Raw genomic sequence first — 24,534 nt, 5'->3', positions numbered from 1 at the left:
CGCAAAGCCTCCTCATTATTGCATGCCTAATTTCTCTTTATTCTGCTTCATCTTCTCGCTACGGATCTTCACAATGTCAGGCCAGCGATTTTCCTCCAAGAACGATTGATATGCCGCGAGGGCATTGTCAAACGAGGCATCATCCTTTGAACGCAACATGCTTACCAGTGTTGAGTTCCATTTGGTGTTAATGGCGGACAATGCGCGAGCTTCCGGTGTTCCCAGGTTTGGATTGATATTTTCCAGAATAAAATGAGGGGTCAACTTGCCTTTACCCCATGCTTGCATTTGTTTAATCGCCTCCGGGAAGGCATCGGCACTCAGCGCCTTATGACGGTCATGACCGAAAAACATAAATTCACCCAGGCGATATTCCTTCTTGAATTGGTCCGCATTATGCAATTGCATGTCCTTCACGGCCGGAAGTAGTTCCACCGTACCGTCAGCTTTTTTCTTAAACGTCTCTCCTTCAACGCCATAGTTCATCAGTATCTGGCCTTCTTCACTCAGCAAATACGTGAAAATTTGCATCGCTTTAGCCGGGTCTTTGGCATCCTTGGAGATGAAATTAATCATCCAGCCTGTAATACCGGACTGATTCAGTGTTGGTACATTGCCCTTGGTACTTTGCGGCCCATCAATGGCGATGTACTCTTTGCCTTCGTTGTCACTCATGTAGATCTGAAGGTTTCCGCCCTGTTGAGGTGTACCGTCGAGCAGCATCGCCGCATATTTGCCGGATTTCACCTTTTCTTCAAAGGCTGTACCGTCATCCGCAAAACTGTCATCACTAATATTGCCGTCTCTGTATACAGCGTTTAAGGTTTTCAGCCAAGTCAGATAATCTTCGTCCAGATTGCGGTCATAGAACTCTCCGTTTGCCGTCTCCAGGGGTACGCCGATAAAATCCTGTAACGCATCGCCAAGCGAACCGGTGCCTCCACCGATGGCGTTAAAGCCAAACGGAATGAGCGACGGGAACTTTTCCTTGATCTGTTTCATCACACTCTGGAATTGCTCCGGTGTTCCCATGACTGGACTGCCTAACGCTTCATATACATCCTTGCGGATGATAAAGGCGGTCTTGGCTGGAATGTTACCGCTATCATAATCTGCTTGTGTGTTGGAATAGTTCGGATAACCGTAGGTCTTGCCATCCTCTTGCTGGAACCACTTCATCGTGTCCGCAGCCGCGACCTTGTTGAAATACGGATCATATTTCTCGGCCAAATCATTCAGAGGAATGGCCCAGGTTGATGCTTTGCTCACGACTTGCGAATTGGAATCAAACACCGTCAGCAGGTCAGGCATATCTCCACCGGCAAAAAAGGTATTTAATTTGGTATCATCGCCTGTAATGAATTTGATGTTAATGTTCAAGTCTTCCTTGATCTTTTTGGTGACGATATCTTTGCCAAAATCAGTATTCCACCAGTCGGCATTGACGTACCAGGTCAGATCGGTCACTTCTTCCTTCTTATCGAGCTGCCATGCTGGTTTCTCCGGATCAACCGTATAACGATTCTCGATGGATACCCAGTTCGCTTCACTTGATCCATCGGAACCACCGCTGCATCCCGTAATCATTAACACAGCTGTCAGTAATGCTGCACATCCTTTAACCCCTCTTTTGCCCAGTACCCGGTGAATATTAAACATGTGTTTTCCCCCTCGTAGTCGAATATAAATCGTTGATGTGAATCTATCGTTTTATTCCTTCACAGCTCCAAGCATCATGCCTGAAATGAAATATCGCTGTAACAAAGGATAGATCAGCACAATTGGCAATGTGGTAATGACAATGGTGGCAAGCTGCACGCCTTTGGTTGTTGTTTCGATCACGACGGACCCGCCCACGTTCTGCATGGACTGTGTCTGGGATTGCACAATAATTTCATATAACATCATCTGTAATGGGTAGAGTGACTGGTCCGTAATATACAGTTTGGTCGTCATAAAGTCATTCCACTGGCCTACCCCGTTAAACAAAGCGATAGTCGCCATTGCTGGCATGGATAGCGGGATAAAGATTTTGAGAAAGATATGCCAGTCTCCGGCCCCATCCATCTTCGCCGATTCTTCGAGTGAATCCGGTACATTACGGAAGAAATTCATCAGGATGACGACATCGAAGAAACTGAACAAAGCCGGAATAATATACACCCAGAAGCTGTTCAGGAGACCTAGTGCCTTGATGAGCAAAAAGGTTGGAATCATGCCGCCGGAGAAAAACATTGTAATTACACCCATGGCTACATACAATTTGCGTCCTCTCAGGTATTTCTTGCTCAGTCCGTATCCGACCATAGCGCAAAAGAATACGTGTGTTACGACACCGATCATGGTTTTGGACACAGAGATGAAGAACGCCTGCCAGATGTTTGAATCATTAAACACCGCTCGGTAATTTTCTAGCGAGAACTCGGGTGACCAGAAGATGAATCCGCCTTCTGCCAGTGCTTTGCCTGAACTAAAGGACGAGATGATAACATTCCAGAGCGGAATAATAATGACGATGGTACAGATTATTAAAAAAATGATATTGAGCGTATCAAAAATCCGGCTGTCCAGATCTTCTTTGGCCGCTTTTCCGTTCATGAGGGAACCTCCTTCTACAGCACAGACTGGTTGTCGTTTAGCTTGCTAGTTATTTTGTTTGCCGTGACGAGCAGAATTACAGAAATGATGGAAACACCCAAACCTACGGCGGTAGCATACGAGAAATCGCCTTGCGACATCCCCATACGATAGACATAGGAATTAATGACTTCGGCCTTCTCGCGGTTCTGTGAGTTCATAAGCACCAGCGTTTGGTCCAGATTCGAACCCAGCAATCCGCTGACCGTCAGAATCAGATTCAGGCTGATAATGGATTTCATGTTAGGCAAGGTGATATTCCAGATCTGACGCATCCGGCTGGCTCCGTCGATTTTGGCGGCCTCATAGTACGTAGGATCGATCTTGGACATGATGGCGAGATACAAAATGGTGCCCCAGCCAGCCTCCTTCCAGATATCCGATAACGTGGCGATCCACCAGTACTTGCCCGCGTCCAGCAATATGTTTTGCGGCTGTGATATGATGCCAAGACCGAGCAGTAGTTCATTGAACAAGCCGGTTGTGGAGAACCAGGTGATAAGCATACCGCCCAGCACGATCCATGAGAGAAAGTGAGGTAGATATGAAACCGTTTGCACGAATTTCTTGAATCGTCCGCTGTTCAGCTCGTAAATCATAATGGCCAGAATAATCGGAATGACAAACCCGATACCTAGCTTCAAAAAACTGATGCCCAGCGTATTCACAACGGCATCCCAGAAGTATTTGTCTGACATGATGATTCTGAAGTTATCCAGCCCCACCCATGGGGCACTGGACAGTGTATCAATGACGGTGTAATTTTTGAACGCAATCGTTAATCCGTAGATCGGTATGTAACAGAAGACAATCATGAACAGAATGCCGGGTAGAACCATGGACTGGATCTCCCATTGTCTGGCGAAATCGACCCAGAATGTATTGAAGCGTTGCTTGAAATGTTTCTTGCCACCGGGTTTAAGAGGTTGCTGCTGTCTGTCTGCTGTAGTCGTCAAGTGACTCATCCTTCGTTGCTCCCCTCTGTATGTGTCGATAGATGCATGTATTCCGTCTTATAAAAACGTTTTTATTTTCTCAAAAAAACTCCCTTCCCTGTAATATGAATGAAAATGGACCCGAAGAGTCTCTCTCCCTTTATTAGCGGCCATCTCTTCGGTTGATTCTCACATGGCTTGAGCCTCGTACGATAAGCTCTCCGGACAGCTTTTGCGCCACGCCTTGTTCCTGTCCCTTGATCATATTGACCAATTGCGTGATAGCTAGAATGCCTTGTCTTGCAATTTGATTGCGAACGGTCGTTAAGGGTGGGGAATAATACGGAGCGATATCAATATCATCGAATCCGACTACACTGATGTCACTCGGAACCTCATAACCGTGAGATTTCAATGCCTGTATGCATCCGATCGCACTCAGGTCGTTGCCGGCCAGAAAGGCATCAGGCAACTTGCCTGGATGCTTATGAATGAAGGATTTGATGGCACTGTAAGTGGCCTCTTCTTCAAAGTACCCTTGAATAATGTAGTCCTCATCGACTGGAAGTTCGTATTCTCTAAGGGCCGCCAGATATCCCTCCCGGCGCTGTACACTGTCAAACATCTCATCTACGCCGGAGATATAGGCAATTTTCTGATGACCCAGCCCGATCAAATATTTGGTCACTTCATAGCTGGCTACGTAAGAGTCAAAGATGACACTTCCCATTCGTTCGCTCTCGTACACACGATCCAGAAAAACCGCTTTAATCTTGTCTTTTTCCATCGATAGAATATCCTGCTCATCAATTCGCAGCTCTTCGTAGATGATTACCCCATCTACCCGACTGCCGAGAATATTGCTCATAATTACATGTTTATCTTTGGTTACAAACACATTGAGTCCGTAACCGAGACGGTCGCATTCACGCGACATGGCCTCGACTAACTTGTAAAAGTACGGTCCCGACACACTAGTTGTGAAGAAACCAAGCATTTTTGTCTGACCTGATTTCAACAGTTTCCCATTCAGATTGGGAATGTAGTTTAAACGTTCCGCCACTTTGAGCACATGGGACTTCGTTTCCGGATTCAGTACATCCACACCATTTAAGGCATTCGAAACCGTAGAGATCGAGACACCGGCTTCCCTTGCAACATCTTTGATTGTGATTTTTCCCATACATTCAGGTTCCTTTACTATTAAAACGTTTTTATACATTCAAAATAGCATAAAACCGTTTTCAATACAACACTTAACTTTTCAAGTTTGTATAAAAGAAAACCGCTGATCTTCATTGATCAGCGGCTTCATCTCTTGATCTTATACTGCTCCGAGGGTGAATTGATTTATTGAATATAAGTTATTCACTTGAACGACATTAGGATTCAAGTTCATTTTATTTAAATGAAACGGTATATATTTGTCCTTTTTGCGTTGGCAGACTAACTTGATCGTCTTTCTCCTGAACGGTTTGTACAACCGTATCCCCTTGATATACTTTCAAGCCAGGCTCAACCTGCAAATAACATGTATTGCCCGTATGTGAGAGGACTTCTGCTTCAACTAGCTTACCGTTCTCCCAACTTAGGCTAACCTCAAACCCACCTCTTGCTCTCAACCCTTTGACCGAACCTGTAGACCAGCGTTCAGGCAAAGCTGGCAGGAAATCGAGATAACCCTGATGAGATTGCAGCAGCATCTCGGCAATACCTGCGGTTGCCGCAAAGTTTCCATCGATCTGGAATGGTGGATGAGCATCAAACAAGTTTGCGTACACGCCGCCCTGCTCATGTTTGCTTGGTTCATAGGCTTTAACGAGTGTTAACAAATTGGAGATAAGCTGTTCAGCACGGTTCCCCTCTCCAAAGCGAGCCCATAAACCGATTTTCCAGCCTAGACTCCAGCCTGTACCACCGTCACCCCGAATTTCCAGGGAAGTACGGGCAGCTTTCATCAAGTCAGGTGATTTTTTCTGCGTAATCAGTCCTCCCGGGAATACACCAACCAAGTGGGATACGTGTCGGTGCTGCGGATCTTCTTCCGTGAAATCCTCGCTCCATTCCTGAAGGCGACCTTTTGCGTCGATCTGCAAAGGCAGCAATTGTTCTTTTTTCGCTCGCAGGAGATCCACGAATTCCGCATCCGTTTGCAACACTTTAGCTGCTTGAATACAGTTTTCGAACAGCTCGGCAATGAGTGAAAGGTCCATTGTAGTTGCCTCACTGACAGCTGTATGTTCTCCGTTAATGACAAATTTCATCTCTGGTGACGTTGATGGTGATGTGATCAAATGTCCTTCTTTATTCTCAATGAGCCAGTCCAGGCAGAACAAGGCGGCATCCTTCATCAGTGGATAACCGGTCTCCTGCAAAAACTCTTTATCCTCTGAGAACGCATAATGCTCCCACAGATGCTGCGTCAGCCATACGCCGCCCATCATCCACAAAGCCCATGACGGGTCACCGGCACCATAATCCCCTACAGGGGCTGTTTGTCCCCAGATATCCGCATTGTGATGGGCTACCCAACCTCGAGCGCCATAGTTTACTTCAGCTGTTTTTCGTCCGTTTTCCGCAAGTTTTCCAATAAAATCAAGTAACGGTTCATGCAATTCAGCCATGTTACACGTCTCTGCCGGCCAATAGTTCATCTCTGCATTAATATTCAATGTGTAGTTGCTACTCCAGGGCGCACGTGTTTCCTGATTCCAGATTCCCTGAAGATTGGCTGGTAACGTTCCCGGTCTGGAGCTGGCAATCATCAAATAACGGCCATAGTTGAACAACAACTCGACCAGACCCGGGTCACTACTTCCGTATTTCTCGATGCGCTCATCTGTAGGCATGTCCTGCGGAGCAACACTTTCACCTAAGTGTAATTGCACACGATTAAACAGCGCTTGATGATCCTGTACATGACGTTGACGCAATTCTGTATAATCACGAGTCATAATCTGCTTAATAACGTCCGCAGTCTTCTCTTGCGGGGAGGTTACGCTGTCCCCTTTTTGACCTGTAGGAGCATAACTTGTAGCCCCTGCAAAGTAAATGACCGCTTCCGTTGCACCCACGATTTGCAGTCCGCCACCGCTTGAATGCAGTGTACCTCCAGTTTGAGATACCGCAAGTCGGCCATGGAAAGTCATCGCACGACTAGTTGCTACATCTCCGTAACGGACAGGAATTTCAACATCGTGATAGTTCGGTGACACATACTCAGGAGCCGTTCCAGATAGTTCATATTGAGCGTTCGCAGCAGAAGTTTCATGTCTCAGCGGACTGCTCAGCCTAGTATGAAAGTTAAGTCTTCCTTCTTTGCTTGCGGTTAAACGAATGACAATACCCTGATCGGGATGGGAAGCAAATACCTCCCTGTCATATCGTACTCCACCAATTTCATAGGAAACGCTTACAACACCTGTAGATAAATCCAGCTTGCGCTGATAAGTTTTTCGTTCACATAATTGTCCGTGTTCCATCACAAGTTCCAGATCACCAAATGGCAGGTACGATTGTGTAAAAGGCCCCATCATTTTTTTGCTAAGTTGATCCGCTTCTACGTACTGTTTACGGGCGATCAATTCCCTGATTTGAGGCAATACTTCACGAGCCTCCGGGTTATTCCAATCCTGTGCATAGCCTGACCATAACGTGTCTTCGTTCAATGCAATGCGTTCTTTTTCGATACCGCCAAAGACCATTCCGCCCAACTTGCCGTTACCGATAGGCAGTGCTTCAACCCAATAGGTGGCTGGAGTGCCAAACTGAATATTCATGCTGATCGTTACCTCCGAATGCACTTGATTTTTGGACAAACTCTAATTTTACTTGCTCAGGAATCATTATAACTTTCAATACAAAGGGAAGATATATATTTAATAAAAATGATGTGGAAAAGCTTAAACCAGTGACAAATAAACCTTAAAATTCCATTTGGTAAGAGGAGATTTTCCGTGATCTCAACACGGTATCTATTGTGAAGTACTTGTATATTTGTGATAAGCAAAAAGCGGCACCTGGTCTGGCGCCGCTCTTTAAATAAAGTATGGAAATTGTAAGTACTTCCTTTGTTGTTAGATTTGATTTGATTTATTTTAATTGAACGCTCTTCATATAAGCTTTGAATTCTGCTGCAATCTCTTTGTACTTTGTATGATGCAAATAATGCGAGCCTTCCATGGGGATCATTTTACCCTGATCGGATTGTTTGATCTGCTCCTCATGTAGCGGTATCCAATTGGGATTCGCAGTATTATTGGACTGAACGAAAAGCAACATCGGTAAATCGCGAGGATAGGTCAGTTTCTCTGCATTTTTGAAGTTAGAACCCAGATTTTTCAACTCATTCATTAAGGTTGAATTACTCGATACCTGATTAGAGATCAAGTTCATCTGCTCTATGGTATGCTCATCATAGTCCATAGATTTGTAAGGATCTGCACTCACATTTTTGAGGAATCGCATCAGCCCTGAGGTTTGAAGGAACTGCATCGATTTCAGAGGTAGTTTAACATCCATGCCAGGCTGATTAGGAACACTGCTGTCTATACCGATAAATGCGATCACTTCACCCGGATAATCTTTTACATAAGATGCGCTGTACAGTCCCGCAATAGAGTGCCCCATAAGAATATAACGGCCAAGACCTAGTTGCTCCACAGCTTCATGTATTTCTCTAACGATATTTTCAGAGGTACGTTCTTTGTCTGTACGATCACTTAATCCATAGCCAAATGGTTCAATCGTTACCACTTTATAATCTGACGTTAACTGATCAATTAATAGTTTGAAATCTAGCACAGGAGACGGCGTTCCCTGCCCTGGAAGCAGCACAATCGTCTGTTCTCCGCTACCTTGAATGGAAACATTCATGTTTTTGCCATCCACTTGCACATACTGACCATAGGATTCTATCTTTTTCTTTTCCAATCCATTGCTAATCACATTTATCACAAATACGATGCCCATGAATAATACAAGAGCTGCGATGATTCCCCCGAATATTTTTAGAAATAACTTACGCTTTTTGCCGTGTTTCTTCTCTGTTTGCTTCACTTCTACGATTTCTTCCACTCTCATCTTCTCCTGTCCTTAAGTCTGTGTAGCTGTCTTGGTGACTTATTTACAGTATAATGAGCCAAGATGTTGCCAGCGTGACGCCAATATGAACGGAATATGAACTGGCATATATAAGTTACCAATAAAACGATATAAAATGAATGATTATTTACACATAAACGAAGAGGACAGAAAAAACCTGGAAAAGCGGAGCGCTCGCCTTTATCACCGGATTTTTCCCTTTCGAAAAGGGAATCAAGAAAATCTGGGGATAACAGCGATTGGAAGGTTAGTCTGTCATCGGAGTGCTTGTGTGAAGCAATTCAAGTATATAAAAAAAGAACTGCTTATATAAACGCAGCTCTCTTTGCCATGTTCAAGACCGTTTCTTAGTGGTCGAGGAATACAAGTTGAATGAAGAATAGAATCGCAAAAATATAAAAAATCGGATGAACATCTTTACCTTTGCCACGAAGCAGCTTGAGCACAGGATAGAAAATGAAACCAATCCCTATACCTGTTGCAATACTGTGCGTCAGCGGCATCAGAATAATGATCAGGAACGCCGGGAAGGCCTCTTCCAGATCACTCCAGTTCATTTTGCTAATGACACTGATCATAAAGAAACCTACAATGATGAGCGCCGGGGATGTGATCGCCGGGATGCTCGAAATGACACTTACGATTGGACTAAAGAACAAAGTCGCGGCGAGCAATACACTTACTGTTACCGCAGTCAGTCCCGTTCTCCCTCCTGCGGCTACACCCGTACTGGACTCAATATAAGCCGAGGTTGGGCTTGTTCCAAGCATAGCACCCGTCGTTGTACCAACAGCATCAGCGAGCAATGCACCACGAGAGCGCGGGAATTTGCCATCTTTCAGTAATCCAGCTTGTTCCGCGACACCAAGCATCGTTCCTGTAGTATCGAACAAAGTAATCAACAAAAACGTGAAAATGATCGTGTATATTCCATTCGAGAAAACACCGGCTAAATCCATCTGGAACGCAGTTTCCCCCAGTCCTGAAGGCATCGCTACAATGGATGCAGGCATTTGGAACAGTCCCATGAACCAGGCGATGATCGCTGTAATAACCATACCTATAAATAGATATCCTTTGACATTGTAAGCCATCAACGTAACGGTGATGATTAGACCAATAATCGTCAGGTACGTCATCGGTTGCGCCAGATTTCCGAGTGTAATCAGATTAGATTTAGAATCGGCAATAATACCTGCGTTTTGCAGTCCAACCGTTGTAATGAACAATCCAATTCCTGCCGTTATCGCATGTTTGAGACTTGCCGGAATGGCATCCAGCAACATGTAGCGAAACGAAGTCAGCGATAAAATAATAAACAAAATACCCGCAATGAATACAGCACCAAGTGCTGTCTGCCAAGTTACGCCATACCCCTTAACTACACTAAACGCGAAAAACGCATTTAGTCCCATACCCGGTGCGATAATAATCGGATAATTGGACCACAGTCCCATAATCAGCGTTGCTACAATACTCGCCAAAATCGTAGCAATGAATACCCCGTTAAAGCTCATTCCTGTGTCGCTCAGAATTCCGGGATTAACAATCACTATGTATACCATCGTGAAAAATGTAGTAATACCAGCAATAATTTCGGTTGAAACGGTGGTGCCTCTTTCTTTCAGTTTGAACCAGTTGTCCATCGTCAAGCCAGCCTCCAACTTTCATTTTGTTTTCTTAGATTCTGCAGCACAGTTAAAAACAAAAAATCCTAATTGCCTATAGGATTGGAATTCTTACGCTCCTATATTCGTCATTAGGATCTGAACAGCTCCGAATGTGAAGATCAAAAAAAGAATTTTGTTTTTAATCTGAGGTGCATTTCGAATTTTATTAAAAATAACACAGGATGTCAATGGAATTCGAGCTTTGTTCACATTATTTACGAACTATTCAAGTTGATAAATGAGATTTCATTCGCTTTTAGTGTTTAGACTGATCTAAGCTTGTATGTTAGTTAATTTTGTATATTTTACAATCAGCGTACAATTGTGATGGTTTTTATTTACAAATGAATGATAATCTTCTTAAGGATGAACAAATGAACAAAGCTTCATGCATTCATGTTAAAGAGATATCGAGGAGGAATCGTTGTGAAATTGTCTAAAAAAGCATTGCCTGCATTAGCTCTGACGTTGGCTGTATCAGCTTCTACTCTTCTTTCCCCTGGACAAGCAACTATCGCTAAAGCTGCCGGTGCAAGTACTGAGAAAAAACCAATCAAAAATATCATTTTCCTTATTGGAGATGGTATGGGAACATCGTATACATCCGCTTATCGTTATATGAAAGATAATCCTAAGACGAAAGTGATGGGAAAAACGGTGTTTGATCCGTATCTGGTAGGCGCTCAAATGACCTATCCCGACGATGACAAACAAAATGTTACGGATTCCGCTTCTGCCGCAACCGCAATGTCGTCAGGTGTGAAAACATATAACGCAGCCATTGCAGTGGACACAAATCAAAAGAATGTCAAAACCGTGTTGGAGCAAGCCAAACAGATCGGTAAATCCACAGGTTTGGTCGCGACTTCTGAGATTACCCATGCTACTCCAGCGGCATTTGGAGCTCATGATATCAGCCGCAAAAACATGGATGCTATTGCAAATGACTACTACGACGAGTTGATTAACGGCAAACACAAAGTGGATGTACTGCTCGGCGGAGGGAAAACCAATTTTGTACGTAAAGACCGTGATCTTACGAAAGAGTTTCAAAAAGCAGGTTATAGTTATGTGACGGATCGTACATCCCTGCTCGCGAATAAAAACAAACAAGTACTTGGGTTGTTTGCAGACGGTGGTCTGGACAAGTTCATTGATCGCACAAGCGCGACACCTTCACTCGCTGAGATGACGAATTCGGCTATTGATCGTCTTAAAACAAACAAAAAAGGATTTTTCTTGATGGTTGAAGGCAGTCAGATTGACTGGGCAGGACACGATAATGATATTGTTGGCGCAATGAGTGAGATGGAAGATTTCGCTAAAGCCTTTAAGGCAGCGATTGATTTTGCGAAAAAAGACGGACAAACACTGGTTGTAGCTACAGCGGACCACTCCACAGGAGGACTTACCCTGGGTAAAGATGGAGAATACAACTTCTTTGTAGACCCAATCAAAGCTGCACTGCGTACTCCTGACTTCATGGCTGCTCAAATTGCCAAAGGGGCTTCTGTTGATGAAACTTTGAAAAAATATCTCAAACTTGAGCTGACAGCAGAGGAAATTCAATCCGTTAAAGATGCTGCTCAAAGTGCGGATGTGACCAAAATTGATAATGCGATCGAAGCTATTATTGATAACCGCTCTTTCACAGGTTGGACAACAGGTGGGCACACAGGTGAAGATGTTCCGGTGTATGCCTATGGCCCAGGAAGTCAGCGCTTCTCTGGCTTAATTGATAACACTGATAATGCCAAAATCATTTTTGATATTTTGAAAAAGGGCAAGTAAACGATTTTGCACTCTGTCTTGATATCCAATGGTTAGCTGTATAAGTACTTTTCTAAATTGCCCCCTCTCTTCTTTCGAAAGAAATGAAGTGAGGGGGTTGTTGTATTAGCATTAATTTTATTCCCTGTTATATGAGAATAAGAGGTGAATTGCAGTTATACTCTGGCAAATTGTTGCATTATCGCCGTCGCCGCAAAGGTGCAGCCCCCAGCTTCTTTCAAAGATTTGCCGATGAGATGTGCCTGCTCTTTATAGATGGGATTGTGAAGTGCTTCCATAATCGCCTCCTGTAATTGGATTGCGTTCAGGTGATGCTGATCTAATACAATCCCGGCTCCAAGCTCTTTTACGCGACCGGCTACAAATGGTTGATCTGAGGTCATGGGAATCATAACAAGTGGAACATCGAAATATAATGCCTCGCTTACACTATTCATGCCTGCGTGAGTAACAAAAACGTCTGCATGCTGCAATATTTCAATCTGAGCAACATAAGGCTTCACGATAAAGTTTTCGGGAATCATTGCTTCAATGGATGTAATATCGGTGTATTTCCCCGAAGATAAAACAACATTTACTGCTTGATCTTTTAATGCATCAAAGCACAGTTTGTAAAACTCCAGGTTTTTATTCAGTATGGTTCCCATGGAAATGTATACTGTCTTCGTATGCCGTTCACGAAGGAGATGAAATGGGAATTCGGGAGCATCTTCCCGCGGAATAATCGATGAACCTGTGAATAGAAAACGATCTTGCAATTCTTCTGCCCGTGGCTGAAAATAACGGCTGGTGTAAACAATATTTAATTGAGCTTGGTGTGTCATCATCTCCTCCACAGCAGGCAGGCTGACCTTATACGTTGTTGCTATTTCTTTTGCCTTGTTCATAATCGCTTCATATAGTTCTCGTGTATTGATAACCTCCCCGTTCTCTATGCTTGCTGGCTCGACGGAAGCAAAAGAAGCTATCGTACATACGGATGGAATCCCTAATTTCTCAGCGAGAATTTGGCCTCCCCACCCCATCAGTGAATCATAGATCAGATAGTCAAACGTTTCATGTTCTATCAAACGAAGCACCTCAGGAATCATTCTGGGAATGATACCGCAAGTAACCATGTGTAGGAATTGGTAGGGATGCCGATACGCCAAAGGCTTAAGTGTAGGTTCATGTGAGAACGCATCCTCCGCAAAAGGATAGGTCATGACCTTAGCTCCCGTTTGCTCAATCCGAGAACGATATTCCTCTACACAAACATAAACAACATCTTCTCCAAGTTTGACTAGCTCCGTAATTAACCCAAGGGATGGGTTCACATGGCCTTCAGCCGGAGTAATAACAACCAATACACGCGCCATCGTGCGCACCTCCTGAATGTAATATGTGCCTCCGATCCGTATCTGGTCTGACCGGTTGTTTGTTTACATCGGAAGTGTATCTATTTTTTGTCCAGCGGGATGATCTGTTTGGGACGTATGGGCTGTAATTCGCAACGATGAGAAAAAGCTCAGTATAACCAATAGAAGTTGAAGCGTCAGCACCATCAGAATGCCTGTGGATATGCCCCATCCCGTCGTTTTGGCTAAAGCAACCAATGAACCGCTTACACCAATGCTTACAGCCACATAAAAAGAATCGACAAACTGAAGGTTGGCAGACATTTTTCCTTCCTGTCCAAGCTCAGCATACTGTAAAGAAAGGACTGCGGTAGTCGGGTTAGCCAGACCCACACCAAAACCAATAATAATCTGTGAGAGGAGAATGAGCGCAATCCCGGTATCCGTCAAAAATAAAGCCAGCATGACGAGCATAACTCCGACGATCATAATGCCAATTCCATACATCACTCTCCGCTTCCGCCCATCACCTCGGTCTTTTACATCCAATCTGGCTTGCAACCAAGCCGCTCCAGACCAGCTTAATGAGCCTGCTGCGACAAGTAATCCGGCAGTTTCTGCCGATAACCCCTTCATCTCAGTCAAACCCAGAATAACAAAACTCTCGGTTGCAAAGTAACAAGACACATACAATCCTCTTGTTACCAAGGTTGCCGGTAAACCGGATTGGATTAGAAATGTTCCTTGAGGCAATAATTTGTGCATGAACGGTATCATGATTATGAATCCACTAATCGAAAGAGCTATGCCCTGCCAGCTCGTAATCATGCCAAGACCTGTCAGTAACAATCCCGTTCCAATAGCTAATAAAATGGCCTGGCCTGTTCTTGAGTCAACCGCTCGTGCTTCTTCTATAATGTGCTGATTGCGCTGCAGATCACGAAACGAGCGATATGTAAGCAGAAGAGCAAGTACAATCAAAGGGATAACGATCCAGAAAACAAACCGCCAAGACAGATAAGAAGCAAGAAGTCCAGCAAAATAAGGGCCTATTAATGAAGGAAGAACAAATGCCATCGAAAAAGCTGCCAAAATCTGAGTTCGGAGATTTTCCGGGTAGTATAATGTTACACACACATAGACACATGTAATTAAAGCGCCAGCTCCAAATCCTTGAAAAACTCTTCCTCCAATGAGCATGTACATGTTCATGGATGTCGCAGCAATCATTGTCCCCATTACAAAAATAACAAAAGATATAAGAATGGAAGTGAATACACCTCGCCTGTCCACTTGCTGGCCCATCACCAGTGTTCCTACAAGCTGAGATAACAAAAACGCGCTAAAAATCCACCCATATAGATGAATTCCCTGCATGTCTTGAGCTATTTTGGCAGCAATAGTTGTGATCGCTAGCCCTTCGAATGCCGAAGTAGTTAATACCAACATAATACCAATGGTCATTGCGCTGTAACGTCGATGAAAGATGCCGATTGGTTTCTCGTGTGTCACGGACACCTCCATAAATATTGAAATATTAGTAAAATACACCTGCAGATGTATCTTTAATATAGGATAAGCAAACCACTTTGTAAACAAAAATGTTTATTAAGTGGTCTTCTTCGTTGATCATGCTAATCCGAAGGCCAGTCCACAGGCGCCCTCTCTGTTCAGCGCTCTCGCCATTTGCTCCTTCATAAGAAACGTATGCTCTGCATTGACTTCCAACAAAGTGCTCATACTACGTATCGAATATATTTAAGGAGAGATTCGAGATGGATCTGCAGAGCGGCAAATTGTATTGGCCAACCACGGTAACAAATCCTCCTTCTTACCCGAAGCTTGAGGAAAATATTACTTGTGATGTTCTCATCATCGGTGCGGGCAGTTCGGGTGCACAGTGTGCTCATTTTCTTTGTAATCAAGGATTATCAGTCGTTGTCGTGGACAAGCGAAAGGTTGGAGAAGGCAGCACAAGCACCAACACTGCGTTGATTCAATATGCGGGGGAAAAGAGTTTTGTATCTTTGAAGAATACATTCGGTGAAGAAGCAGCCGCCCGTCATCTGAAATTGTGTGAACAATCGATCAATCATATTGAGCATATCAGTAGCGAGCTCCCGATTAAGCCTGATTTTATAAGACGTGATAGCTTGTATTACGCGAGTTACCTGGAAGATATCCCGGCATTGCAAGAAGAATATGAACTTCTCAAAAAGCACGGTTTCAACGTGGATTTTTGGGATGAGCAGCGTATATCAAGCGTATATCCTTTCTCTAAATCAGCTGCGATTTATTATCATGATGATGCCGAGATGAACCCGTTAAAATTCGTTTATGGACTGCTTGAGAAAGCAAAATCAGAAGGTGTACGGATCTACGAGGAAACCGAGATTTCAGGTAAACGTTTTGAGAACGATTCGGCTGTTTTCTATACCAAAGAACGCCACGAGATTCGTGCGAAACATGTGATTATTGCGGCTGGATATGAAGATAAAGACTTTAAAGCAGAAAAAAATGCCACGCTCTCCAGCTCTTACGCTGTTATTACCAAGCCGGTTTCTGATTTAGAAAACTGGTACAAACGCACGTTAATTTGGGAAACGGCACGTCCGTATGTTTATATGCGCACAACGACGGATAACCGTATTATTATCGGCGGCATGGATAAGGATACGGCCTACGTGGAAACCAGGGATTCTAAAATTTTGGCAAGTAAGGATAAACTGATCCAAGAATTTAATAAGCTTTTTCCAAATATTCAGGTTGAATCAGATTATTATTTAGGTGCTTTTTACGGGGGAACACATGACGGCTTGCCGGTAATCGGACAATATGACTCATATCCGCATTGTTACGTCATTATGGCTTATGGCGACAATGGAACCGTGTATAACGGTGTGTTGGCGAAAATTGTAACGGACAATATCGTGCATGGCTCTAGCCCGGATATGGATCTTTATTTGCAGAACAGACCCCTTGTTGAAAAAATGACTCTCTAACGCTAAAAGCCGATTCCACATCTACATCTGGAATCGGCTTTTAAGTATACCTTACAAAACCTTAATCGACCTCTATAGTTACAGGGTAATAATGATTGGCCCTTTTTTGGACAGAATGATCGTATGTTCAATCTGAGCTACATGACTGTTTTTGGTAGCAAACGTCCATCCATCCCCTTTTTGATAAACTTCTTCTTCAGATGTAGAAATAAAGGGTTCAAACGCGATGACCATGCCTTCTTTCAGCAACTCATCATCTGACGTGTCATTATAATTATAGATATGATCCGGCGCTTCGTGAATGGCACGGCCAACCCCATGTCCTGTCAGGTTACGAATAACAGTTAACCCATTCTGCCGGGCAGTTAGAAAAACAGCTTTGCCAATACCGCTCTTTTTAGAGCCAGGATTCGCTTTTTTCAGACCTGCTTCAAAAGCGAGTTTGGCTACCTCACAGATTTTCGTTAACACTTCTTCTCCCTGGCCGACAACAAAGGAGATACCTGTATCTGCGAAATATTCGTTTTTGGAGCCGGAAACATCGATGTTGACGATATCGCCTTCTTGGATTACCCGATCCCCTGGAATCCCGTGAGCGACTTCTTCATTGACACTAATACACGTAAAACCAGGAAAGTCATATTCACTTTTGGGTGCGGAAATGGCGCCCTCTTTCTCAAACAGCTCTCCAGCTAAATCATCCAGTTCTTTGGTCGTTACACCCGGAACCGTCCGCTCAACCAACGTATCGCGGATGGAAGCAACGATCCTTCCAATTTCTTTTAAACCATTAAAATCCTCTTCCGTTTTTGCAATCATATGCGCGTACCTCACGTTCCTTCTTCTTTGTAAACAGAAAGTTTCATCTCATTGCAACATAAATTGCTACAGTTTGCAACATTTTTAGGATTCGATGTACTCGCACAAAGAAAAAACTCAACTATTTGACATCTATGTCTTTGATTACGTGCTGGCCTTTACCTCTCTTACGTGTACAAAAAAGAGGTGAACCGAAGTTCACCCCAGGTATATAGCGTTAATAATCATGTTACGTTACACGAAGGATTTCGCTCTCGCTAATTTAATTTAACGGACTAAGCTAAAACCATTATTGCTGTTTATACACCCGAACATAATCCACCTGCATGGTTGCAGGAATATCTGAAGCATCCGGAATGCGGCCACCATCGAAATTACCGCCGATCGCCAAGTTCATGATTAAATAGAAAGGTTCATCAAATGGAGCATTAGGGTTGTTCGGTGCAGCTGCAGACGACCATTGCTGGTTGGTAACTTTATAGAAGAATTTGCCGTCCACGTACCATTTGATGTTGTCCGGTTCCCAAACTACAGAATATACGTGATAATCGTTAGCAATAGTTTGTCCTGCGGGGAAGTGATACTCTCCACCTGCATACTGATTGGCAGGCCATTGCCCGCCAAAGTGAATCGTCCCACTGGTTGTTCCAGGCAGACGGCCTCTTGCCTCCATCACGTCAATTTCACCTGATGCAGCCCATGTGCCATATACCGAATCTTGCGGTAGCATCCAGAGTGCAGGCCATACGCCATCTCCTGTAGGCAGCTTGGCACGGAAATCGACACGCCCGTACTTCAAGGATAACTTGTCTTTGGTATTCACCTTACCGGAAGCATATTTAGCAAAACGATTCGGGTCTTGAGGGAATGATTGGTTACTATGTGTTGCACGGATATTTAATTTTCCATCCTGAACAAAAATATTTTGCGGACTGGTAGTGTAGTGCTGGAGCTCCGCATTGCCCCACCCCCAGGTTCCCGGATCATCATTGAGATAATACCCTGTTTCTATATTCCATTTGCTTGTATCCAGCGCAGAACCACTGAACTCATCCTGCCAAATCAGATTCATGCCTTCAATCGCCGGATTGTTCGGTGTACCGATGGAGATGTCTTCTTGGTCCGAACCATCGGGACGTGGAGCATCCGGGTTGCCAATGAGTGTATAGTTCACATAGTTGCTACCCACGTTTCCACCGGGTTGTCCGTTAAGCGGATAGCCGATTCGAATTTGCATATTTTCCTGAATAGGTCGGAACCATAGACCATAGATATGATCGGCCCAGTATCCCCACTGATTGGCATCGGAAATCGGATTGTAGCCATTGCCGGAATACGTAAATTTACTTTGACCACTATTACTTAAGTCTACCCATTGACCATTGATATTGATTTGGTATACAAAATTTTGTAATTCCTTCGCAATAGGTGCGCTCCCGCCAATCTTGGGCAGCGGAATACCTATGGAACCGCTTTCATCTGCTGTGAAAGTTGTCCCTTCATAGGCAGTAACTACGAATAAATTACGCACAGGTTCATTGAATGTAATGGTGTAAATAATATTCACAGCCGATGTTTTGGACTGCAGCTTGACGTGAATAGACTCGGTTACGTTAAACCAATATCCTCCTCCACCCTCAGTGAATTGGCCGAAGTTCTGATCGTAAATCCAGCCGCTGGCTGCGTTATTGTCAATATCAATCCACGTGTTGCTCTGCACCGGTTTCACATACACCTTGAGATCCTGAGCGACGGCTTCATAGGTGACTGATGGATTATTGTTAAAGGTGGGATACGTAAAGCCGGCGCCTCCGGTGCTGCTGGCAATGATGTCAGGCCCCTGTGTAGGGCTCATTGCTGAGATCGTTGTTTCGTTAATGTTTTGAAAGACCAGTCGATAATCAAGCTTTATTCCGTTCGCTCTGGAATACAATTGAACATCGGTGGTTGAGGAGAGAGAGAACCAATATCCATGAAAGCCGGCGTCAGTCCAGTGTCCCCAGTTTTGGTTGTACGTAAAGCCTTCCGCCTGATCAATATCCACCCACTCGCTTCCTACCTTGACATTAACACCTAAATCCCCGTTCACTTCGCTCCATGCAGCAGAACCCCCATTAAACTTAGGCATCACGAACCCGAAACTGGCCTTGCCAACCCCGGATTTGGATATGACAGGTCCGTCAGCAGATGAAAAGTACTCCATGGACGTAATCGTCTTCCCGGCAGCCCGAGCCGTTGAGCCGGGCCCAAGTAAAACACTGGCCAGCATGATGAATACGAGCATCACACCCATCCTTCTGTACACCAATTGCCTCTCCCTGCAAGCAGCCGATTTCATTCATTCTCCTCCTTCAAATCATTTTTCCAATCCGTTATCAATAAGGAAAAAGATTACAGATCAGATAACTCTATTCTACCGAAAAGAAGAATGTGCTGAAAGATATATTTATATTTGTTTTAGCCTGTCAATTCATTGTATAAATGAAAAGAGATGATTCCTTTTTCTTTGTAAACAGAAAGGTTCATCTCATTGCAACATAAATTGCTACACTTTGCGACATTTTGCGTTGAAAAAGCAACCAGAAGCCTTAATCTATAAGACAAATCTTTTGATTAATGAAAAAAGCACTGTTGTCTAAAAGACGAAACAGTGCTTCTCATTAACATATGTTGTATGGGATTTATATGTTTTCCCCGTGACTTGCAATACATTCCTTGTACCAGTAAAAAGAGTCTTTCCGTACCCTTTTCAGAGAACCGTTTCCCTCATCGTCTTTGTCGACGTAGATCAAACCATATCTCTTTTTCATCTCTCCCGTACCGGCACTTACAAGGTCAATGCATCCCCATGGCGTATACCCGATCACTTCGACTCCGTCTTCCAAAATGGCCTTTTTCATCTCTCTTACATGTTGTCTCAGGTAATCAATTCGATATGGATCATGTACAGCTCCATCCGCTTCCAACACATCGATGGCACCCAGCCCATTCTCCACTATAAACAAGGGGATCTGATACTTATCGTACAGCCAGTTTAATGTAATCCGAAGACCTACCGGATCAATTTGCCATCCCCATTCGCTGGCTGGCAAGAGAGGATTTTTATAACCGCTGATTTCATTGCCCTCGCTCTTGTCCTGATCCGTTGGATCAGCCATCACGACTGAACTAGAGTAATAACTGAAACCGATAAAATCTACCGTTCCTTCTTTCAGGATCAATTCATCCCCCGGAGCAGATTCGATTTCCAATTGATGTTGCTCCAAGAATCGAAAATATGACCGCGGATATGTTCCTCTGACATGTACATCAAGAAAATAATAAGCTTGCTGAAGTTTCTTGACATGGGCGAGTACATCATTAGGGTCGCAAGTTGCTGCATAAGACGTTGGATGAAGAAACATGCCGCCAATGATAAAGTCCGGGTTGATCTTTTTACCGAGTTTGACTGCCTTGGCACTAGCGACCAGCATGTGATGTGCAGCCTGATACATGGTCTGCAGTTTGTTTTCTCCTTCAAACCATTGAATTCCTCCTGGCTTCCAGGGCTTGCGTACAATCATATTGATTTCATTAAACGTCATCCAGTACTTGACCTTTGTTTGAAATCTCATATAGATTGCTTCGCAGTAGTTTAAATAAAAGTCAATCAGCTTTCGATCACGCCATCCTCCATATTCCGTCACCAGATGATAGGGCATTTCAAAATGGGATATGGTGACTACCGGCTCAATTCCATATGCCAAACAGGTATCAAACAAGTCATCATAGAACTGCAGGCCTTCTTCATTCGGCTGCGTCTCATCCCCGTTTGGAAATATTCTTGTCCAAGCAATACTGGTTCGAAAGCATTTAAAACCCATCTCATGAAACAATTGAATGTCTTCCTTGTATCTCGTATAAAAATCACTAGCCTCGTGACTAGGGTAATATACATTTTCCTCTATACCTTCTGTAATCCTCCGCTCAACTCCATGCGCTGCTGCTGACATTACGTCAGCGACACTTATGCCTTTGCCGCCTTTGTTCCAGCTGCCTTCAACTTGATTGGCAGCGACAGCGCCTCCCCATAGGAAGTGTTCAGATAATTTATCCATGATCTCATCACCTCTAAGCATGAATGCGCAGCAATGCCTCATTTTGGGCAATTCGATCTTCTTTAGCGACCTGCTCTACACTCTGATATTCAAACGTATTTGAAATAATAATGGGTACTACTGTATCAAATCCTTCTGCACGGATAGCATTATGGTCATATTCAATTAACAAATCACCTTGTTTAATAATCTGATCCTGCTGCACATGAGCAGTAAAATGTTTACCTTTCAACTTGACCGTATTAATACCTACATGAACAAGCATTTCAACGCCTTCGTTCGACATAAGTCCAATGGCATGTTTGGTCGGGAACAACGAGACGACCTTTCCGTCAAATGGTGCGTATACTTTGCCATCGATGGATTCGACTGCCGCGCCGCTACCTAAAGCAAAGATAGGATCGTCAATCTCTTTTATGTTCTTAACTGTGCCGTTAATAGGAGATCCGATGATTAACGTTCCTGAAGGCCGAATTACACGATCAATTCTTTTATTTGCAGATGTGGATGCTGACGATTCAGAAGTTGCCGCTGAGGCATTAACTGTTGTAGCATTGACTGCTCCATGGCTAACATTGACTGTTGTTGAAGCTGGAATGTCCTCTTCAATCCCCCAGATTAAAACGGAAACCAGGGCAAGCGTAATACTTATGACAACACCAATAATAATGTGAATGTAGCTATCGGCAATATACGTTGGCAACGCAAGAATTCCGGGTAGAATCAAGGCTGTCGCTCCGCCGCCCCAGAAATTGATATAAGCTGCTCCAATCCCTCCGGCAAGCATTGCACATATAAATGGTCGCTTGTATTTCAGATTGAACCCGAAAATAGCCGGTTCCGTAATTCCAAACATGGCTGTTACACCACTGGACAAAGCACTCGATTTACTCGCTTTATGTTTTAGCAGGAGGAATACACCAAGACATGCTCCAGCCTGAGCCAGATTGCCTGTCAGGTTGGCAGGTGAAATGACCGAGTAACCATATTCTGCAATAAGCTGGCTGTTAATCGGTGTAATCGCGTAATGCATGCCAAATATGATCAAAAGCGGCCTGAATGTTCCGAACAAAAAGGCACCAATCACACCATTAACGGTATAGAGATACGTTACAATTTGAGCAACCCCGCTACCGAAATAGGTTCCGATCGGCCCGAATACAATCAATCCAAGTGGAACCATGATAAATAACACAATCATCGGTACAAACAGGATTTTAAACATATCGGGTATACGCTTATTTACAAAGCGATGTACGTAGCTCATAACCCATACGGAAATAATAATCGGAATAATCGTTGACTTATAGTTCACGAGCAACAACGGAAGTCCGAAAAAGCTTAAGCTGGTGACGCCGGTTTCTGCTACTTTTGCAGCTCCTTCCATGATCGTCGGATACATGTAAGCGCCGGCAAGAGCGACAGCTAAATACTCGTTTGTTTTAAACTTCTTAGCTGCACTGACTGCTAGAAAGAAGGGGAAAAAATAGAAAATTAGATCGCTGATCAGGTTAAAGGTTTGATATGCGCCGCTTGTTGTTTCGAGAAGATTCATTGTCGTCAGGATCGCAAGCACAGACTTGACCATACCGCATCCAATTAACACAGGAATGACGGGCCCGAATATACCTGCAACCGTTTCTACGACTCGGGATAATACATTCTTTTTTTGTTGCACTGCTTTTACTTCGATGTCCTGATTATCCAAGTCAAGCTTTTCACTGACTGCGTCAAAAACGCTTTTTACTTTTGCTCCAATAATGATCTGCAGCTGACCGCTGTTAAACTGAGCTCGCAGGACACCTTCCAGTCGATCAAGCGCTTTCAAGTTAACTTGAGTCTCGTCTTTGACGTTGAATCTCAGTCTGGTTGCACAATGCGTGGCATACGTAATATTATCCTGTCCAATGTTGGCGATAATTTCCTTAGCCAATTCCTCTGTTTTCATATAATTCCCCCGCCCTCTTAGCTGTCTTTACTTGCCTCCGGCAAAGTTGTATAACATCTTTTCACGCAAGTCAGATGTATCTTTGCCGAAAATCTCTGCAATTTTGTATGCAAACGGATAAGGCGTTGCAGGCCCTTGGCTTGTAACCAGGTTTTGGTCTACTACGACAACTTCATCCTTGAAGATGCCACCAATCAATTTTTCTGCATACCCCACATAACCTGTTACCTGCTTCCCCTGAATGACCTTGGCATCGGACAGAACTACCGTGCCGGAACACATCGCGCCAATGTACTTGTCGTTATCATTGAAGTATTGCACCATATGAATGACATCGGGATTCTCCTTCAGATTTTGCCCACCTGGACGGCCTCCCGGCAGAACGATCATGTCATATTGCTTTACCTCTTCGCCAAATGCTTTATCTGCTTTAACAAAGATTCCGTGCATTCCCTTCACCAGCGGGTCTCCAAAATAAAAAGTGTCACAAGTCAAACCTGCTCTTCTCAAAATATCAACAATCGTCAGTGTTTCACCCTCTTCATAACCTTCCGCCATCAATACGGCTACCTTTTTTGTCATTGTAGTTCCTCCTATTCAGCATCAAATGCATTGAAATATACCATACGATTCTTTACAGCCATACTATCTCCACCTAAAGCATCCACCAACGCATAAGCAAAAGCGTAAGACGTTGCAGGGCCACGACTTGTTATCAGGTTTCCATCTTGAACCACAATGTCTTCTTTAAACGTACCGCTCGTTTGAATCTTCTGATCATAACCTACATAGGCAGTAAATTTTTTGTTTTCCAAAACACCCGCTTTAGCCAGTGCAAGTGGAGCCGCACACATAGCCGCTACATATTTGCCAGATTGGTTCATTTCCTGAATTAGCTGGATCACACGTTCATCATCACGAAGATTGGCAGCTCCTGGCATGCCCCCAGGAAGTACGATCATATCGTAATTTGCAACATCGTTACTGATGAGAGCATCTGCTTTCACTTCGATATCGTGACTGCCGCGCACCATTTCTCCTGCTGTACTAATCATGTGACAATCGATATGGGCTCTTCTTAAAATATCAACAATCGTCAGCGTTTCACTTTCTTCAAATCCTTCTGCTAAAAGAACTGCAACTTTACTCACGCACATAACCTCCTATTTATTTTATTCAGTGCAAGCAATTGCTT

17 protein-coding genes are annotated in these 24,534 nt (G+C 43.9%); 2 read left to right on the top strand and 15 right to left on the bottom strand.

The window, feature by feature from the left end; all coding sequences use genetic code 11:
- Positions 1 to 15: 15 nt before the first annotated feature.
- The 7 genes from ACT89M_RS14880 to ACT89M_RS14850 all read right to left on the bottom strand — a co-directional run bounded on the left by ACT89M_RS14880 (position 16) and on the right by ACT89M_RS14850 (position 10,321).
- Complete coding sequence (locus ACT89M_RS14880; protein ID WP_221788053.1) at positions 16 to 1,659, bottom strand: type 2 periplasmic-binding domain-containing protein; 1,644 nt, start codon at positions 1,657 to 1,659, stop codon at positions 16 to 18.
- A gap of 51 nt (positions 1,660 to 1,710) precedes the next feature.
- Positions 1,711 to 2,598, bottom strand: coding sequence for a carbohydrate ABC transporter permease (locus ACT89M_RS14875; RefSeq protein WP_154888904.1), 888 nt, complete (start codon positions 2,596 to 2,598; stop codon positions 1,711 to 1,713).
- 14 nt (positions 2,599 to 2,612) lie between these two features.
- Complete coding sequence (locus tag ACT89M_RS14870) at positions 2,613 to 3,602, bottom strand: ABC transporter permease (RefSeq protein WP_423246125.1); 990 nt, start codon at positions 3,600 to 3,602, stop codon at positions 2,613 to 2,615.
- A 133-nt stretch (positions 3,603 to 3,735) separates the two neighbouring features.
- The gene (locus ACT89M_RS14865) at positions 3,736 to 4,755 is read right to left on the bottom strand and encodes a LacI family DNA-binding transcriptional regulator (RefSeq protein WP_487344720.1); all 1,020 of its coding nucleotides are present in this window, start codon (positions 4,753 to 4,755) and stop codon (positions 3,736 to 3,738) included.
- A 217-nt stretch (positions 4,756 to 4,972) separates the two neighbouring features.
- The gene (locus ACT89M_RS14860) at positions 4,973 to 7,351 is read right to left on the bottom strand and encodes a glycoside hydrolase family 95 protein (protein WP_341180894.1); all 2,379 of its coding nucleotides are present in this window, start codon (positions 7,349 to 7,351) and stop codon (positions 4,973 to 4,975) included.
- Positions 7,352 to 7,664: 313 nt separating this feature from the next.
- A complete protein-coding gene (locus ACT89M_RS14855; RefSeq protein WP_154888910.1) occupies positions 7,665 to 8,654 on the bottom strand; it encodes an alpha/beta hydrolase in 990 nt (329 codons plus the stop codon).
- Positions 8,655 to 9,022: 368 nt separating this feature from the next.
- A complete protein-coding gene (locus ACT89M_RS14850) occupies positions 9,023 to 10,321 on the bottom strand; it encodes an NCS2 family permease (protein WP_154888912.1) in 1,299 nt (432 codons plus the stop codon).
- A 420-nt stretch (positions 10,322 to 10,741) separates the two neighbouring features.
- On the opposite strand from ACT89M_RS14850, the gene ACT89M_RS14845 reads away from it, so the two are divergent.
- Positions 10,742 to 12,136 (top strand): alkaline phosphatase, encoded by a 1,395-nt coding sequence (locus ACT89M_RS14845; RefSeq protein ID WP_221788048.1) that lies wholly within the window; start codon positions 10,742 to 10,744, stop codon positions 12,134 to 12,136.
- 155 nt (positions 12,137 to 12,291) lie between these two features.
- Here ACT89M_RS14845 and ACT89M_RS14840 read toward each other — a convergent pair whose 3' ends face one another.
- Positions 12,292 to 13,494, bottom strand: a complete 1,203-nt coding sequence (locus ACT89M_RS14840) for a macrolide family glycosyltransferase (RefSeq protein ID WP_308721791.1) — start codon at positions 13,492 to 13,494, stop codon at positions 12,292 to 12,294.
- A gap of 63 nt (positions 13,495 to 13,557) precedes the next feature.
- On the bottom strand, positions 13,558 to 14,922 hold the full coding sequence (locus ACT89M_RS14835) for an MFS transporter (protein WP_373323180.1): 1,365 nt from the start codon (positions 14,920 to 14,922) through the stop codon (positions 13,558 to 13,560).
- 326 nt (positions 14,923 to 15,248) lie between these two features.
- On the opposite strand from ACT89M_RS14835, the gene ACT89M_RS14830 reads away from it, so the two are divergent.
- Entirely contained in the window at positions 15,249 to 16,475 is a 1,227-nt protein-coding gene (locus ACT89M_RS14830) for an NAD(P)/FAD-dependent oxidoreductase (protein WP_154959124.1), read from the top strand.
- 78 nt (positions 16,476 to 16,553) lie between these two features.
- On the opposite strand, the gene map is transcribed toward ACT89M_RS14830, so the two are convergent.
- From map to ACT89M_RS14800, 6 genes are all read right to left on the bottom strand, one after another.
- Positions 16,554 to 17,294, bottom strand: coding sequence for a type I methionyl aminopeptidase (gene map, locus ACT89M_RS14825; RefSeq protein ID WP_154888921.1), 741 nt, complete (start codon positions 17,292 to 17,294; stop codon positions 16,554 to 16,556).
- A gap of 289 nt (positions 17,295 to 17,583) precedes the next feature.
- Entirely contained in the window at positions 17,584 to 19,587 is a 2,004-nt protein-coding gene (locus ACT89M_RS14820; RefSeq protein ID WP_487345315.1) for a glycoside hydrolase family 16 protein, read from the bottom strand.
- A gap of 388 nt (positions 19,588 to 19,975) precedes the next feature.
- The gene (locus ACT89M_RS14815) at positions 19,976 to 21,391 is read right to left on the bottom strand and encodes a 6-phospho-beta-glucosidase (RefSeq protein ID WP_154888925.1); all 1,416 of its coding nucleotides are present in this window, start codon (positions 21,389 to 21,391) and stop codon (positions 19,976 to 19,978) included.
- Positions 21,392 to 21,404: 13 nt separating this feature from the next.
- Positions 21,405 to 23,339, bottom strand: coding sequence for a glucose PTS transporter subunit IIA (locus ACT89M_RS14810; RefSeq protein ID WP_308721794.1), 1,935 nt, complete (start codon positions 23,337 to 23,339; stop codon positions 21,405 to 21,407).
- A 27-nt stretch (positions 23,340 to 23,366) separates the two neighbouring features.
- On the bottom strand, positions 23,367 to 23,921 hold the full coding sequence (locus ACT89M_RS14805) for a DJ-1 family glyoxalase III (RefSeq protein ID WP_487344719.1): 555 nt from the start codon (positions 23,919 to 23,921) through the stop codon (positions 23,367 to 23,369).
- A gap of 11 nt (positions 23,922 to 23,932) precedes the next feature.
- Positions 23,933 to 24,490, bottom strand: coding sequence for a DJ-1 family glyoxalase III (locus tag ACT89M_RS14800; RefSeq protein WP_154888932.1), 558 nt, complete (start codon positions 24,488 to 24,490; stop codon positions 23,933 to 23,935).
- Positions 24,491 to 24,534 lie beyond the last annotated feature (44 nt).

This window comes from Paenibacillus sp. NN59 (assembly GCF_057597225.1).
This window is presented reverse-complemented; position numbering and strand designations above follow the sequence as displayed.